This is a genomic window from Chryseobacterium sp. 27AL (assembly GCF_057815395.1).
Map to the genome: position 1 here is coordinate 149372 of NZ_JBYRIW010000005.1, position 15331 is coordinate 164702.

General features: G+C 38.7%; 14 protein-coding genes. 3 read left to right on the forward strand and 11 right to left on the reverse strand.

All coding sequences use genetic code 11. The features are described from left to right. Positions 1-31: 31 nt before the first annotated feature. On the reverse strand, positions 32-1051 hold the full coding sequence (locus AC3WV0_RS10740) for an aminoglycoside phosphotransferase family protein (protein WP_488846074.1): 1020 nt from the start codon (positions 1049-1051) through the stop codon (positions 32-34). Between the two features lie 48 nt (positions 1052-1099). On the opposite strand from AC3WV0_RS10740, the gene xrtF reads away from it, so the two are divergent. From xrtF to AC3WV0_RS10755, 3 genes are all read left to right on the forward strand, one after another. Further along, positions 1100-1630 (forward strand): exosortase family protein XrtF, encoded by a 531-nt coding sequence (xrtF, locus tag AC3WV0_RS10745; protein ID WP_488846075.1) that lies wholly within the window; start codon positions 1100-1102, stop codon positions 1628-1630. Next, positions 1617-2054: an exosortase F system-associated membrane protein gene (locus AC3WV0_RS10750; RefSeq protein ID WP_488846076.1), complete on the forward strand. Its 438-nt coding sequence runs from the start codon at positions 1617-1619 to the stop codon at positions 2052-2054. Before xrtF ends, AC3WV0_RS10750 begins: the two co-directional genes overlap by 14 nt. A 205-nt stretch (positions 2055-2259) precedes the next feature. Further along, positions 2260-2622 (forward strand): hypothetical protein, encoded by a 363-nt coding sequence (locus AC3WV0_RS10755; protein WP_488846077.1) that lies wholly within the window; start codon positions 2260-2262, stop codon positions 2620-2622. Between the two features lie 28 nt (positions 2623-2650). Here AC3WV0_RS10755 and AC3WV0_RS10760 read toward each other — a convergent pair whose 3' ends face one another. The 10 genes from AC3WV0_RS10760 to AC3WV0_RS10805 form a co-directional block, all read right to left on the reverse strand. Then, complete coding sequence (locus AC3WV0_RS10760) at positions 2651-3652, reverse strand: cation diffusion facilitator family transporter (RefSeq protein ID WP_488846078.1); 1002 nt, start codon at positions 3650-3652, stop codon at positions 2651-2653. Between the two features lie 54 nt (positions 3653-3706). Further along, on the reverse strand, positions 3707-4699 hold the full coding sequence (locus AC3WV0_RS10765) for an aspartate-semialdehyde dehydrogenase (RefSeq protein WP_488846079.1): 993 nt from the start codon (positions 4697-4699) through the stop codon (positions 3707-3709). A gap of 33 nt (positions 4700-4732) precedes the next feature. Then, the gene (locus AC3WV0_RS10770) at positions 4733-5170 is read right to left on the reverse strand and encodes a hypothetical protein (protein ID WP_488846080.1); all 438 of its coding nucleotides are present in this window, start codon (positions 5168-5170) and stop codon (positions 4733-4735) included. A 98-nt stretch (positions 5171-5268) separates the two neighbouring features. Beyond that, positions 5269-8028 carry a TonB-dependent receptor gene (locus AC3WV0_RS10775; protein ID WP_488846081.1) on the reverse strand — a complete coding sequence of 920 codons (2760 nt, stop codon included), beginning with the start codon at positions 8026-8028 and terminating at the stop codon, positions 5269-5271. A gap of 210 nt (positions 8029-8238) precedes the next feature. Beyond that, positions 8239-9099, reverse strand: a complete 861-nt coding sequence (nadC, locus tag AC3WV0_RS10780; RefSeq protein WP_488846082.1) for a carboxylating nicotinate-nucleotide diphosphorylase — start codon at positions 9097-9099, stop codon at positions 8239-8241. Positions 9100-9111: 12 nt separating this feature from the next. Further along, positions 9112-10683 (reverse strand): L-aspartate oxidase, encoded by a 1572-nt coding sequence (gene nadB / locus AC3WV0_RS10785; protein WP_488846083.1) that lies wholly within the window; start codon positions 10681-10683, stop codon positions 9112-9114. Positions 10684-10713: 30 nt separating this feature from the next. Beyond that, entirely contained in the window at positions 10714-11340 is a 627-nt protein-coding gene (locus tag AC3WV0_RS10790; RefSeq protein ID WP_488846084.1) for an NAD(P)H-dependent oxidoreductase, read from the reverse strand. A gap of 928 nt (positions 11341-12268) precedes the next feature. Beyond that, positions 12269-13003 carry a DNA-binding domain-containing protein gene (locus tag AC3WV0_RS10795; protein WP_488846085.1) on the reverse strand — a complete coding sequence of 245 codons (735 nt, stop codon included), beginning with the start codon at positions 13001-13003 and terminating at the stop codon, positions 12269-12271. 25 nt (positions 13004-13028) lie between these two features. Continuing rightward, on the reverse strand, positions 13029-14279 hold the full coding sequence (locus tag AC3WV0_RS10800) for a hypothetical protein (protein ID WP_488846086.1): 1251 nt from the start codon (positions 14277-14279) through the stop codon (positions 13029-13031). Positions 14280-14607: 328 nt separating this feature from the next. Continuing rightward, positions 14608-15243: a hypothetical protein gene (locus tag AC3WV0_RS10805; protein ID WP_488846087.1), complete on the reverse strand. Its 636-nt coding sequence runs from the start codon at positions 15241-15243 to the stop codon at positions 14608-14610. Between the last annotated feature and the right edge of the window lie 88 nt (positions 15244-15331).

A 15331-nucleotide genomic window follows, 5' to 3' on the forward strand; every position in this document is an offset into this window, starting at 1 on the left:
CTTAATTAAACTTAACTTCTTAAACAAAATCTTAATGGTTCAAAATTCCTTCAATTTTCAATTTTGTACGATCCAGATTCAACTGTTTAATTACTCTCTTCAGTTCCGGGTAATCTCTCATATCGTCCCATGTTTCAGCAAATGCAGTAATGTTTTTAATTCCTTTTTCGAGACTTATTATAAAATGTTGTTTTCTCTGTATCAAACCTCTGAAACCGTAAGCACCCAGTACCTGAAGGAATCTCATCAGCTGCAACGGTTTCACCGAGTCTTTTAGTTGAAGCTTTTTCTCATTATCATCAAACTGATTGATATAGTAATCGAGCATTTCATTTTTAAAATCTTCAGGGAAATTAGCTTTAGCCTGAAACAAAAAAGAGATCACATCATACATGAAAGGACCTTCCATAGCAGACTGGTAATCAATGAATGAAACTTTATTGTATTCGTTCACCATAATATTTCTTGCCTGAAAATCACGGATCATTAAACCTTTAAGGTCTAAACTCTCAATCAGTGCAGCTATTTTTTTAAATTCTTTCAGTAAAGAAGATTTATGATATTCCAACTCAAGAACATCAGCGATGAAATTTTTAAAATAATACAGATCGTGAATTACCGGAAGCTCATCATACCGTTCGTATTCAAATGCTTTTGCATAATCAATTTTATTCTGAGTGAGAGACTGTAGCTGGTAAAGTTTTTCTAGAGTCTGTCTGACCAAATTTTTTACATTCTCCGAAAGTCCTTCTTTTTCGATAATGTCGGAAAGTGTTTGTTCTCCCAGAAATTCCTGGATATACATTTTTCTGTCCTTTGAAATTTCAGAAATGGAGGGAGTATTTAGATGGAGTTCTGAGAAAATTTGAGAGTAGTATAAAAAAACTTCATTTTCCCTTATATTTTCGTTACAGGTAACGATGTATTTGTTGTCTTCGGTGACTGCCAGAAAATTCACTCTCGCAGAACCGCTTTGAGCTAACGTGATAAACTCAGAAGATTTCTTTCCTGTAGTATTTTCAAAAAACTGTTTCGCGTTTTCAAAATTCATATTCGAAACAAATATAGTAAATTACAGTCTAATTTTTATCTTTGCATTATGTTAAAGGATTTCAAACCGGTATTGAATATTTTATTACGCTTCATCACAGTTTATGTGGTGTTGCTTTTAGTGTACCAATTTTATTTGAACAGTTTCGCACAGCTAGGGTTAGATCCGTTTTCTCATTTCATTGCTGAGCAGGTGAGGGATATTCAGAACTATTTGGGATATCCTACCCAGCTTTTCGACGATATCAAAGGAGAACAGGTATATTTTAAAGTGAAAGGTATATACGCGACAAGAATGGTGGAAGGCTGCAACGCGATATCCGTCATGACTCTTTTTGTATCTTTTGTTTTTGCTTTTTATAAGGGTAAAAAAACCTTCTTTTTTGTAATGACCGGTCTTCTGATATTGTATCTTATGAATGTTTTGAGAATTGTAGGACTTAATCTGGTAATGACCGATTACAGTCAGTACGGCAAGATGGCCCATGATTACATATTTCCGGCTGTTATTTATGGTACCGTTGTGCTTCTTTGGTTGATATGGATTAAATTTTTTGCGTTACAATATGAAAATACTTAATTGGTTCTTTGTTTTAGTGGGAATTGCAGGACTTATTGCAGTGCGGGCATTTGAGGACAGGATTTTTTACGATCCTTTTCTCGAATATTTCCATGAAGCGAATAAGAATATTGCTTTTCCGCACTTTGAATGGGGAAAAATGATTCTAAGCTATATTTTCAGATTCGGATTAAACCTTTTCTTTTCAGCGATGATCATCTTTTTTTGGTTTAAAAATAAGGTATGGACTTTTCAAGGTGTAATGCTGATAGGTATCGTCTTTGCGGTTGTATTTCCGGTTTATTTATATTGTATATATGCACAATTTGAGATAGGATATCTCTTTTCGTTTTATATGAGACGGTTTGTGATACAGCCACTGATTCTTTTACTTATTATACCGATGTTTTATTACCGTCGGTATACGTCTGAGAAAGATATTTAGACGTTTAAGACCCATCCGTATACGTTTAACATAGGTAATTATACATCTTAAACGTATACGTATTACTATAAGACGTAGACAGATATATTTAAGACGTGTCTCTATCTATATTAAACGTCAATGGATATATCTAAGACGTATAGCGAGGTGTCCGCAACGTCAATCGACCTATTTATGACCCTAACCATTAAGAAAAATAAATATTATGATCAATAGAACATATCTTCGGAAAAGCAATCATCCACATCCTCATATAGGGCAATTGGTAAAAAAGGTGATGCGGGATAAAAAGCTCAGCCAGGCTGAGGTGGCAAGACGAATGACGATCAGCCCTTCTTCTCTCGCCAATTATTTCAAGCAACCTTCCCTCCAGTTCGGAATCCTCTGGAATCTCGGAATTGCTATGGAATATGATTTTCTTACAGAACTTACTAATTATTATCCTCCCGAATTAATTCTTAATCCCGATTCTAAAGTGATAGCAGAGCTGGATGAAAAAACAAAGCTGATTGCCGACCTTCAGAAAGAAATCAACATTTATAAAATTGCCTTAGGAATTAAACAATAAAGCCGTTAACAGAGTGTAATTAAATGCTTTATTCTTCAGCGGTATGTTTATCCACACAGGTTACATTTTCCGGTGTCCAGGTTACTCTTTTTACAAAATCCCTTTCACGTACGGGGCAGTCTGCGATCTGGCAGATAGGGCAGGAGATGGGTTTGCAGTCATCCATATGAAAGTTGAATTCAATACTTCTTTTGGTATTTTTAGCAAGAAGAATAATCATTTTTTCCATTTCATTATGGGCATCGCGGAGGCTGTAATACCAGGGCAGAGTAATATGGGCATCGATATGTAAATTCGCTCCGAATTGCTGGATTTTCATATTGTGTACATCAATCCATTCCGTACGGCGGTTGTTTTCCAGTACTTTAATAATGTGATTTAAAAGATCAGGGTCCTGCTCATCCATGATACCGCTCAGGGATTTTCGGATGATCTTGTATCCGATAATGATGATATAAAATCCGAAGAAAAGCGCCACAACAGAATCCAGCCAGTAAATTTTGGTGAAATAAACCACCACTAAACTGATAACAACACCTAATGTCGTAATGGTATCCGACTGAAGATGCTTGCCGGATGAAATCAGTACATGTGAGTTTTCGTGTTTTCCTTTTTTAATGGAGATATATCCTAAAAGATAATTAATAACGGCTGTGGCTGCAATGATGGCAATTCCCCAGTCAAGTTTCTGTAGTATTTTGCCCGTAATAAGGCTGTTGATACCTTCATAAATGATCATGATGCCGGCAATACCAATCAGCGCACCTTCAATTCCGGAAGTGACGAACTCTACTTTTCCGTGTCCGTAAGGATGGTCCTCATCTTTAGGTTTCGCCGCTAAATAGAGAGAATATAATCCCATAAAAGCACTGATCACATTGACAATACTTTCCATGGCATCAGAAAATACGGCATCTGAGCTGGTCAGCTTCCACGCAATGATCTTTCCGATAAAAAGAATAACCCCGAATGCGGCAATAAGCTTCTGGAATGCTAATTTATCTTTATTATTATTTTTCTGAACGTTCATAGGTTTGATAAAAAAAAGAATCTCAATTCTGAGACTCTTTTATGTTTTGTTAGTTTACACTAAGTTGTTGGCTGCAAGATATTCTGCGATCTGTACTGCGTTGGTTGCGGCTCCTTTCCGAAGATTGTCTGCCACAATCCATAGATTCAGGGTCTTGGGTTGTGAAAGATCCCGTCTTATCCTCCCAACGAAGACCTCATCTTTACCTTCCGAGTACAGCGGCATTGGATATTCATTGTTTTTAACGTTGTCTACTACAACGACTCCGGGAGTTTCAGATAAGATTTTTCTTACTTCATCCAGATCGAACTCTTTTTCAAACTCAATGTTTACACTTTCCGAATGACCTCCCTGAACCGGTACTCTTACTGCGGTTGCCGTAAGATTAAATGTCTCGTCACCTAAAATTTTCTTAGGTTCTTTCATCAGTTTAATTTCTTCTTTGGTATAATCATCATCTGCAAAAACATCACAGTGAGGAAGTGCGTTTTTAAAGATCTGATAAGGATATACTTTGGCAATGGTTTCATCACCGCTGATCTCAGAATTCAGCTGATCTACAGCAGCTTTTCCGGTACCTGTAACCGACTGATAGGTAGAAACAATTACTCTTTTCAGATCATATTTCTTATTTAAAGGCCCTAAAACCATCACAAGCTGAATGGTAGAACAGTTCGGGTTGGCAATGATCTTATCTTCTTTAGTCAATACATCGGCATTGATTTCCGGAACGACCAGCTTCTTATCAGGATCCATTCTCCATGCAGAAGAATTGTCGATCACGGTAGTTCCCGCTTCTGCAAAAAGAGGAGCGAATTCCAGTGAAGTGGCACCTCCGGCAGAGAAGATGGCGATATCAGGTTTGGCAGCTATAGCGTCTTTCATGCTTACAATCGTAAATTCCTCCTGTTTATACTTCACCTTCTTACCAACAGATTTTTCGGATGCTACCGGGATTAATTCTGTGACAGGGAAGTTTCTCTCCTCGAGAACTTTAAGCATAACTTGGCCAACCATTCCTGTTGAACCTACTAAAGCTACTTTCATTGATTTAATTAAAAATTGTTTATGTTAATATATTTATGCCCCGAAGACTCTGGCCCACGGGAACGCGAATGCAAATAAACCTACGGCAATCAGTCCCATGATCACCACTCCCAGAGATAGGGTAGGGTTGGTTTTTACTTTTTTGTTTACAACGGTCATTAGAATAGCCGCGATCAGCATAGAAAACGGATGTTCTACATACTGGAATCTTGCATAAGAATCACTCATTAAGGTTCCTGCGGATAAAGCGGCCTTTACCCCTGGCGATACAAACAATAATGCAAGCCCAGCCAGGAACTGAACATGGAAAAAGATCATTGTGAAAAGTGTTGTTTTTTTAAGAAAATTATTCACTTTTCCGCTGTAGCCAAACATGGTTGCTAAAAGTGCGATAACAAATAAGGTCACTAAAAGTATTTCCAGATATCCGAATCCTTTGTGAGCATTAAGCAAAATGTTGTAAAAGTCCATAGTCTATTTTTTCTTGTTTCTAGTGACAAAGATAACAAAAATCCCGGCGAAAAGCCGGGATTGATATTTATAAAATCTAATGTTTTATTAGTTAGATCTTAGAATCTGTAAGAAAGTGATGCAGCCCAAGTTCTTCCGAATCCGAAATAAACATTGTTGCCAACATCTAAGCCTTTATAGAAGTTTGTAGGGTTTGCATTGTAAGCGTCTAATGCAGCTTGTGCCTGTGCGTCAGTCGTAGTTGGTGTCGTCTTGAAATCTGAGAATGTTTTCTTAACTGATGATCTCAAATCTGAAATGTAAGTAGTGTCGAATAAGTTATAAATATTCGCTGTAACTATTAGTCTGCTACCATTTTTCAAATTAAATGTATAAGAAGCTCCAACATCAGTCAGATTATAAGAAGGTGCTTTTAAAGATCCTTTTTCTGCTCTCGCAGCAGGTATAATTCCATCGTTAATGATATAGCTATTATTAATACTAAATGTTCCGTACAAATTATCATAATATCTCCATGTTCCAAAAATATCAAGATTTTTAACAGGCTTAACTGTCGCTCCTATTGCAGCAGTTGTTTGTGCAGCATCCCCAACTTTTAATCCATCCAAAGCGAGAACAACTTCATCTTTTCCGTTTGTTGTAACTGGATCACCATTTACGTCAGCTATCCTTCCTGTTGGGTTGTTTTTGTATTTCCAGTTTCCTAAAGAGAACATTCCGTTGAACTCTAACCAGTTTAAAGGTTTGTAGAACGTTTCTAATTCAACACCCATGTGAACTTCTCGTACACCTGTCAAACTTGCAGTACCATTTGTGGCGGTAGTTCCGTCAGCATTAGGGAAGGTAATACCTGTAACACGAACGAATCTGTCTTTCCAATCTGTATAGTATGCATTTACATTTGCTCTTAGTTTTCCGCTTTTGAATCCATAACCAACTTCAGCAGAAGAAACTTTCTCGTTTCTTAGATCTTTGTTTTCAATCTGTTGATACAAAGAACCAAATGTTTTTGTTGGCAAATTATAAGGGAAAATAGCATTTTGATTTGGCTGTTTAGAGTAGATACCAACATTTACGAAAACATTGTGTTGTTCGTTGATATTATAATTCACACCAGCTTTTGCGTTATATCCGAATCTGAATTTTTGCTCTGTCTTTTGGTTTACCACTTGTCCTTGCTGTGTAGTAGATATACCAGTAGGAACAGCAGATACTCCATCCCAAACCCATTTATCAATTCTTTGGTTGCTCTGCTCAGATGCTGAACCCTGCACGAAAGCGGAAATTTTATCATTCGTATATTCTAACTGTCCGAAAACACCACCCCAAAGAACTTTACCGTCATAATTTCTGTATACAATCTGTGATTTGTCTTTTACAGCAGCTGCAAAAGGGTTTGCTGAAGGTTCTGCAGCATATGATTGTGTCACCGTGTAATATGGGTATTGATTGTAGTTTCCTGCTTCGCGGTATTCTCTGTTTCCTAAGAAATCAGTAACAAGACCCGGGTGATATCCATAATAATATCTAGCGTCAATACCTACTGAAAAATTCCAATTCTCATTAACTTTATGTTGGAAATTAGATAAGATTCCATACCAATCATGAGAATTTACACTAGCTCTTCTGGTAATACCGTTTGAACTTGTTCCTATGAAAGGTGTAGCATTTGTTGCGACATAATTTACACCATTTGTGATCCAGGTAAGATTATTACCATTAGTTCCTTGGTTGTAAGCAAAAATGTCATCCCAACGAATTTGTCCGTTTTGGTCTTTAAAAGCAATATCATTTATTCCTTTAGATTGGGTTGTACCATTTGCCGCTCTACCATTAATAGAACCTAAAATTCCGGTTCCACCACCTCTACCCCAAGAAGCATATCCTACAGTAGATAATTTTGACTTCTCAGAAATATTCCAATCCCAGTTGATGGATGCAACTGGCTTACTATAATAGTTTACGGATTGTGAATATTGCCTACCATTTAAATATCCCCAGTTTGAATTGTATCTTCTATTTGGTTTATCAGATAAAACTCCGTCTAATCTACCATCGCCCATATCTAAATCTGTTTTGATGGTGTTATTGAAAGTTTGATTATGCCATTGTGGAGCCCCTGTAAAGGTAAATTGGAAATCGTGTTTTTTATTTGGTTGATAACCTAAAGCAAAATAATAGTTGTACGCTTCAAAATCAGATCCATCTATGTACATTGCTCCAGCTGTTCTTGACATTAAAAATGAAGTTGACCAGCCTTTTGCGGACTTTCCTGTATTATAAGAAAATAAAGTTTTAAGATAACCATCATTACCAAGGCCTAGAGTTACATTACCCTCTCTCTTTTTATCCGCAGCTCTTGTAATAATATTAATTGTACCTCCAACAGAAGCAATTGCTAATTTTGAAGCTCCTAAACCTCTTTGTATTTGCATGGCAGAAGTTACATCAGAAAGCCCTGCCCAGTTAGACCAATAAACAGTACCTCCTTCCATATCGTTAACGGGTACTCCATTAATCATTACAGCCGTATTGTTAGTGTCAAAACCTCTAACGTTCAAGCGGCCATCTCCAAAACCGCCTCCTCCTTTTGTAGCATAAACAGATGGAGTTGTCGATAAGATCTCCGGAAATTCCTGATTTCCTAATCTTTGTACGATCTGAGCTTCCTTGATTGTTGAAACTGCTACAGGAGTTTTTCTCTCTTTCGCGATATCAGCAACACCTGTAAGTACAACCTGTTCAATATCTTTGGACCTTGTATCATTTACAGTGTCCTGAACTTGTTGAGCGTAATAGACACTAGCTGTAGATAGCGTAATTATCGCAGTTAGCATCGATTTGTTGATTAATTTCATAATCGTTAGTAATAGTTAGATTTAAATTTTCTGCAAAATTGGTAAAATAAAATTTAACTAATATTAACTGTATGTTAATTTTTACTCGATCTTAATAAGTATTATATTTCTGATTTACAATGCGTTGAATAATAATCGACATTTCATATGAAAAAAATCACATTATTGAATTTTTAACAAAAAGCCCTTGTTTTTATTAAAAATTCAACGTTATTTAATAGCCTTAAGGCTGAGATCCATATTTTCTGCGGAGTGGGTCAAGGCCCCGGCCGAGATATAAGTAACGCCTGTGGAAGCGATTTCTTTAAGCTGATCACGGGTAATTCCGCCGGAAGCTTCTGTTTCGCATGAGCCATTAACCATCTTTACAGCTTCCTTCATTGTTGCAACATCCATATTATCGAGCATGATTCTGTCGACTTTTGCGTTGATGGCTTCCTGTACTTCTTCAAGATTTCTGGTTTCCACCTCGATCTTCAGTTTCTTTTTATGCTTTTTAATATAATCCTTCGCCATTTTTACAGCATTGGTAATGCTTCCATTGTAGTCAATATGATTATCTTTTAGCATGATCATATCATAAAGTCCATACCGGTGATTGGTTCCTCCGCCAATAGCTACCGCCCACTTTTCACAAATCCTGAAATTAGGAGTTGTTTTTCTGGTATCTAAAAGTTTGGTCTTGGTTCCTATCAGTCGCGAATCCCAGTCGTGAGTAAGGGTTGCGATCCCGCTCATTCTCTGCATACAGTTCAGAACAAGTCTTTCGGTTGATAATATAGACCTTGCGTTTCCTGTTACGATGAACGCAATATCACCGATTTTCACAGCATCTCCATCTTTAACAAATGTTTCAACCTTAAGGTTTTTGTCAAATGTTTTAAAGATAATTTTTGCCAATTCAACGCCTGCAATGATGCAGTCTTGCTTTACAAGAAGTTTTGCTTTTTGTTCAAGGTCTTTTGGAATGGTGGAAAGGGTAGAGTGATCTCCATCCTGGATATCTTCTTCCAACGCATTTTTGATGAATTGTTTTAAAGCTTTATCTGTGACGTATGCGGGTCTTTTCATATTTTGTGAGGCTTAGGCTAAATCTTTATTATAAAATGCTCCCTTATTCTCCTTCATTTCCATCGATTGGATAATGATGAGGTGAGCAACGGTTGTTAAATTTCTCAGTTCTGAAAGTTGTGGTGAAAGAATAGAGTAGTGGTAAATTTCATCCACGGCGGCGGCGATTTCCTGGTGTTTCTGAAGAGCCATATTCAGACGGCGGTTGCTTCTTACGATTCCTACAAGGTCGCTCATCATTTCCTGAAGCTGCTTTCTGAGATAGGAAACAATTACCATTTCATCCATTATTTTCATTCCTTCTTCATTCCATTCCGGAACGGCTTTTAAATCGTCGAAATTAAAATTGTTTTCATTTAAAAGTTCAACGGTTTTCATTGCGGCATTATGACCGAAAACCAAGCCTTCAAGCAATGAATTTGAAGCGAGTCTGTTGGCGCCATGAAGTCCTGAATTGGTACATTCTCCTACGGCAAACAGGTTTCTGATGGAAGACTGCCCGTCTTTATCAACTTCAATACCGCCCATCAGATAATGGCAGGCCGGTACCACGGGAATCAGCTGTGTGAAAGGATCAATTCCTTCATCTTTACATTTTTTATAAATATTCGGGAAATGTTCAAGGAATTTTTCATGATTCATTTTGCGGCAGTCCAGGCCTACATATTCATCACCGGTAATTTTCATTTCGGCGTCAATGGCTCTTGCGACGATATCTCTGGAGGCCAGTTCTTCACGCTCATCATATTTTTGCATGAATTTTTCACCTCTTTTGGTTCTTAACTTTGCACCGTCTCCACGTACTGCTTCGGAGATCAGGAACAGCATTCCGTCAATCTTACTGTATAAAGCGGTAGGGTGGAACTGGTAGTACTGCATATTCGAGACCTTTCCTTTTGCTCTTGCCACAAAAGCGATTCCGTCACCGGTTGCAATCGTAGGATTGGTGGTGTTTTTGTAAACATGTCCGGCACCACCTGTAGCTACCAGGGTTATTTTTGAAGTGATCTTTTTTATTTTTTTAGACTTTTCATCCAAAATATAAGCTCCGTAACAGTGGATGTCTCCTTCATTCAGCTCTTTTCCCGGAACGTGGTGCTGGGTGATAATGTCGATGACATAATGATGATCAAGGATTTCAATATTTTCACTTTTATTGGCTGTTTCCAACAGTGCTCTTTCGATCTCAAAACCTGTGATATCCTTGTGATGTACAATCCGGTTTTCTGTGTGCCCACCTTCTCTTCCTAAAGCAAATTCTCCGTTTTTCATGTCGAAGTTGGCACCCCATTCCACGATTTCGTTAAATCTTGCAGGAGCTTCAGTAACAACCATTTTTACGACATCGCGTTTGTTTTCGCCGTCACCGGCACGCATTGTATCTTCAATATGTTTGTCGAAATTATCATTTTTAGAATCCGTAACCACTGCAAGACCGCCTTGGGCGTATTTGGTATTGCTTTCATCTTCGTCAGATTTTGTTACGATAATTATTTTGGCATCAGGTAGCTGCTCAGAAACTTTAATGGCATAAGAAAGTCCCGAAATCCCGGAACCGATTACTAATACATCCGCTTTTATCATATCCTTAGTTTAAGACAATCGTCTAAATAATTAAATAAATTTAAACAATTTTTCGTTTGGTTTTCTTACTTTTTTCATATGCTGGAAATGATCTTCTTCCGAGCGGTAGCCTAAAGCGAGGGTCACAGTTACCTTTTCAGCTTCGGGATCTATATCTAAAATTTCCTCGATAAGATCCTGGCGGAAGCCTTCCATCGGGCAGGTGTCTACACTTTCAATAGCTGCCGCATACATGAGGTTGGCCAAGACTATATAAGACTGCTTTTCTGCCCAGTTGAACATTTCATCCTGAGTTTTTTGGTTAATATGCTGATTGATGCTGTTTTTGAAAAGATCAAGTTTTTCAAGAGGGGTTTCTCTCACTTCTGAAATATGGCGGAAGTATCCGTTTACATAGCTTTCGTCTAAGATTTTCTTTGAAATAATAACGATCAGGTGTGAGCAGGTGGAAATCTGCGACGGATTATAAAATGCCGGAATCAGTTTTTCTTTCATTTCCTTACTTTCCACAACAATGATTTTGTAAGGCTGAAGACCCAGAGAGCTTGCCGACAATTTTCCGGATTCCAGAATGTTCTGCAATGTTTCCCGGGGTATAATTTCGGCATTAAATTTTTTCACAGAATATCTTCTGCTTAAAGCTTCCAAATAATTCATATGACAAATTTAAGAATTGAGTGTGAATTAACTGAGCCTAAAAACATCCTTTTTGTATTAAAACATTCTTTTATATGCAAAAAGTTAATTTTGATGACCCCAAATGCAAAAATCTCTTTGAATTAAAAGATCATCTTTTCAATATATAAGTAATGAATAATTGAATTAGTCAGTTATATATAGATAATTTGAAAACAAAAGGTGGTTTCGGCTGCGTTCAGCCACCAATCTCGGAATCTTTAAACCACCCCGTCAAAAATTCTTTGAATTTTTGCCACTCCTCCGGAGGAGTGGAATTTTCCTTACTGTTTTCTAAAGTTGAACTTTGTAGTTACCATGACGATGGAAATGATGACATCCGTTCAATGGCGGCTGAGGTTCTCGAAGCCACCAGCCCTTCAGTGTAACGCTGGCCTTCGACTCCGCTCAGGCGCCGCCAATCGACTACTTTTGTCGCTCCGTAGAAGTCTATATATCCTAACCGAAGGGAACGCTCCTACTCTAAAACTCTCCAACACTCACCCACACACTTTTGTCATTGACTACGTCGAATCTGTGATTTCCGTAGGAATCTCGGCATAGCTTTTAAAGTTAGCATGCAAGATTCGTGCTTAGATCCCTACGGGATGACAAGCTGGAATGATAAAATACTCACACTCTATAACTCTCAAACCCTCCTACCCAACGGTGGCTGAGCGGAGCCGAAGCCACCTCTCCCACAAAAAAACTCCGGCCGGGAAATTCCCTAAACCGGAGTACCATTATACTAAAAAAAAGTACCCTGTTAAAGGTTTTAGGTTTTCGAGAGGTGTTCTCATCGACCGATGAGAACACCTTATCTCGCCCGAGATAACCCTCTTATCACACCCGATGAGAGCATCTCTCATCGGGCGACATGATCGTCTCTTGAAAAACAAGTGCTGTAAGCTTATGCCACCGTCAGTATTTTATCAAGAGTAGCCGTTCTTGGATCTTTTAATAAAGCCCCGCTGCTGTATTGCGTTACCACTTCCAGATGATACGTTCCTGCTGCCAATGCAGGAATCACCACCATAACCTCGGAAGGATTGTTGGTGACGATATCACTTTGCTCTACTTTGGTTCTGCCCTGTGTTGCGGTGTCTACGAAATAGATCCCTACTGAAGAATCTTCGCCGGCGACTTTGATCTTACTGCCCACGATCTTCAGGTTTCTGCCTGGAGTAAGCAGATCATTAACTGAGCCGCTCTTCACATCCGTTACCTGTAAGATGACCGCAGAAGCTTCTGCTACACCCAGGATTTCGACTTCAATATTAGGAATCTCCGCCCGCAGCTTTTCTCCCTGGTTGAACTGGAAGATAATGCTGTGCTTGTCTTTGCTAAAGGTCTCCGACGGGCTGTCGAATACCCCACGAATGGTGGTGCTTGCAGTAAAGTAGCCGGTGTTTACCGAAAAGCCATCGCACAACTGATACGCCATTTCCTTAAGGAAGAGCTCGGTTGCATGCTCCATTGAAGAGGCAGAAATATCTGCGCCGCCACGGCTGGCAGCGGCTTCACAGATCTGCTTTACAGAAAGAGATCGCTCGCTTGCCGTACGGGCAATGAAATCATTGGGATTGTCTTTGGTTAAAGTGTTATCGTAAAGATACGCTTTGATTTTGTGTAGGATGTTGGACATTGTTATTGATTATTAAACTGTATTGTTACTTGTATCGGGTAATGGTAAATAAACCATACATATTATTGTGTCCCAAACCATCATTGGCTGACATCAATGACCATGTTCCGATATAGAATCGGACACTACCATCTGTGGTATCGTGAATAAGGATGTTAGCATTGACATATTCACTTCCGCTATTTGTCCCGGTTCCAAATCCATCATTTCCATCAATTTGCATACATACCGCTCCAGGAGCAAGCCACATGCCCGTTCCATAAGCTAAATTTGCATCATAAGTTGATAAAGCATTTAGACTATAAAATACAGGTGAAGAAGAAGTATTTACGAATTTAGGAGCTGGGCAACATCCGGCATAGCCTCCAGAAGAGAAATCCATTCTTAAAGCACCATTTGGTCCAAAATTGACAAATCCATTGGTACTTCCGGCTGCATCTGACAAAAGTTTATAATTAACATTCTGAGTATTGTTAATTGCCCTTCCATTCATCCAAGTACGGTAAACACTTATTGTTGAGTTTCCAGCAAATGAAGATGTTGGCACTGTAATCACTGCTGTTCTCGTTTCTCCAACGTTGAGATCAGTGGCCGAAGAAGTTCCACCATCTCCTTTTAGACTTGTCCATTGAGATCCATCCCAATAATACATTCCGGCACTTTTAAGAGCTCCTGCTCCTGTATTGTACACTAATAATCCCGCAGTCGGAGAACTAATGGTACTAACATCTGTTTTGCTGTTCAAGGCTACTCTTGGAGGAAGAAAACCTTTATTGGTGGAAGTAACGTCCAGAGCTGCACTAGCATCCGGGCTGCTTGTTCCTATTCCCATCTGTCCATTGTCTTTGGCGACAAAATCGGTTCCTGCTGGTCTTGCTGTACCATCTGCTTTGGTTCCCAACTTTACCAGACCGTTGGTGGTGTCATTGATCCAGGCATCATTGGTGGTGTCTCCTGCAGATGCACCGGTCATTTTCTGCCAAGCACTGCCATCGAAATAGTAATATCCTGGTGCGGTAATATTAGCTGTCACTGCATTGGGAGCGGTGGCTCCTGCAGTAGCATAAATAATAGCTCCTGTCTGGCCTGATCCATACGTTCCTGATTGGATTTGATCACCGGTTAGTCTCGGAGCTATTAACCCTTCCGGCTTGCTGCCATCTGTTGTTTTGGCGGTAATATCGAGGGTTGCTTTTGGGGAAATGTTATTAATCCCCACCTGAGCGAATGCGGTCATGCTGAATAGCACGGCGACGGTTGTAAATAAATGTTTCATTGTTTTGTATTTAGGTTGTTGTTTATATTTTTTGTTTTAACACGAATGGCACTGATGGATTGAACACTAATTTCACAATGTTGTGTGAAAAATCTTTGCTGAGATCCCTACGGGATGACAAACGGAGTGGGAAGTGTCCTGTTGCATTAAAGCATTTGTGTTTTTGTGCATAGGTATTTGTGCTCATTGTGTTTAATAGTTATGTTAGATAAGTCGTTCTTAACACAAATGGCACTAATGGATGAACACTAATTTCACAATTGTTGTGTGAAAATCTTTGCTGAGATCCCTACGGGATGACAAACGGAGTGGGAAGTGTCCTGTTGGATTAAAGCATTTGTGCTATTCGTGCAAAGATATTTGTGCCATTTGTGTTTAAATAATTCGTGTCATTTGTGTTTAATAAAAAAGCAAGGACGGGAGGAGGACGGCTGAAGTGATTGGTGGTAATTTTTAAGAGGTTGAAATGGTTAATAACATGATATAGAAGTTTCTTTTCTGAGGCAGTTACTTGTGGTAAAGTCCAAAAGTCAGAGCCTGCCATTTTGTGATGTTGCTTTACCGGAGAAGAATTTCCTAAAACAGCTGTTACCAGAGGATTGTTCGTGTTTACAATATAATGCGAGTTCTTTGGAATTGTAAAGCTGGCTTGATTTGATTTGTTGAGATTGTTTTTACTGATAGGCGATGATTTTAGCTTGAAGAAAACTTTACGTTTGTTTGTGCTAAACTGTTTCGATGGTGTCTGACTTTTTCCTGATAAAGATGTTACAGCCGAGATGTTAACCGGTGATTCAACATACAGATAAGAATCTTCAGAAATAAAAAGTGTTGAATCGGAGTAAGAAAAAGAAGTCTGAGAGCTGATAAAAATGACCATGAAAAACATCGTGCAAAACACCATTCTTACGCTAAAACGCAGGAATAGAGGGAACTGTGTAAGAGGCATCATTTGTTTTTTCATTGTGTAAAAAAAGGTAGTCTCGACCGGACTACTTTTAATACCAATGATTTAGGAATCAATACGGTTCTGTTTTTTTAGGATAAAAACG

Coding starts and splice junctions, on each gene's coding strand:
- AC3WV0_RS10795 (WP_488846085.1), bottom strand. CDS start 13,003: ATGTCCAACATCCTACACAAAATCAAAGCGTATCTTTACGATAACACT.
- AC3WV0_RS10805 (WP_488846087.1), bottom strand. CDS start 15,243: ATGAAAAAACAAATGATGCCTCTTACACAGTTCCCTCTATTCCTGCGT.
- AC3WV0_RS10750 (WP_488846076.1), top strand. CDS start 1,617: ATGAAAATACTTAATTGGTTCTTTGTTTTAGTGGGAATTGCAGGACTT.
- nadC (WP_488846082.1), bottom strand. CDS start 9,099: ATGAAAAGACCCGCATACGTCACAGATAAAGCTTTAAAACAATTCATC.
- AC3WV0_RS10765 (WP_488846079.1), bottom strand. CDS start 4,699: ATGAAAGTAGCTTTAGTAGGTTCAACAGGAATGGTTGGCCAAGTTATG.
- AC3WV0_RS10800 (WP_488846086.1), bottom strand. CDS start 14,279: ATGAAACATTTATTTACAACCGTCGCCGTGCTATTCAGCATGACCGCA.
- AC3WV0_RS10775 (WP_488846081.1), bottom strand. CDS start 8,028: ATGAAATTAATCAACAAATCGATGCTAACTGCGATAATTACGCTATCT.
- xrtF (WP_488846075.1), top strand. CDS start 1,100: ATGTTAAAGGATTTCAAACCGGTATTGAATATTTTATTACGCTTCATC.
- AC3WV0_RS10740 (WP_488846074.1), bottom strand. CDS start 1,051: ATGAATTTTGAAAACGCGAAACAGTTTTTTGAAAATACTACAGGAAAG.
- AC3WV0_RS10790 (WP_488846084.1), bottom strand. CDS start 11,340: ATGAATTATTTGGAAGCTTTAAGCAGAAGATATTCTGTGAAAAAATTT.
- nadB (WP_488846083.1), bottom strand. CDS start 10,683: ATGATAAAAGCGGATGTATTAGTAATCGGTTCCGGGATTTCGGGACTT.
- AC3WV0_RS10755 (WP_488846077.1), top strand. CDS start 2,260: ATGATCAATAGAACATATCTTCGGAAAAGCAATCATCCACATCCTCAT.
- AC3WV0_RS10770 (WP_488846080.1), bottom strand. CDS start 5,170: ATGGACTTTTACAACATTTTGCTTAATGCTCACAAAGGATTCGGATAT.
- AC3WV0_RS10760 (WP_488846078.1), bottom strand. CDS start 3,652: ATGAACGTTCAGAAAAATAATAATAAAGATAAATTAGCATTCCAGAAG.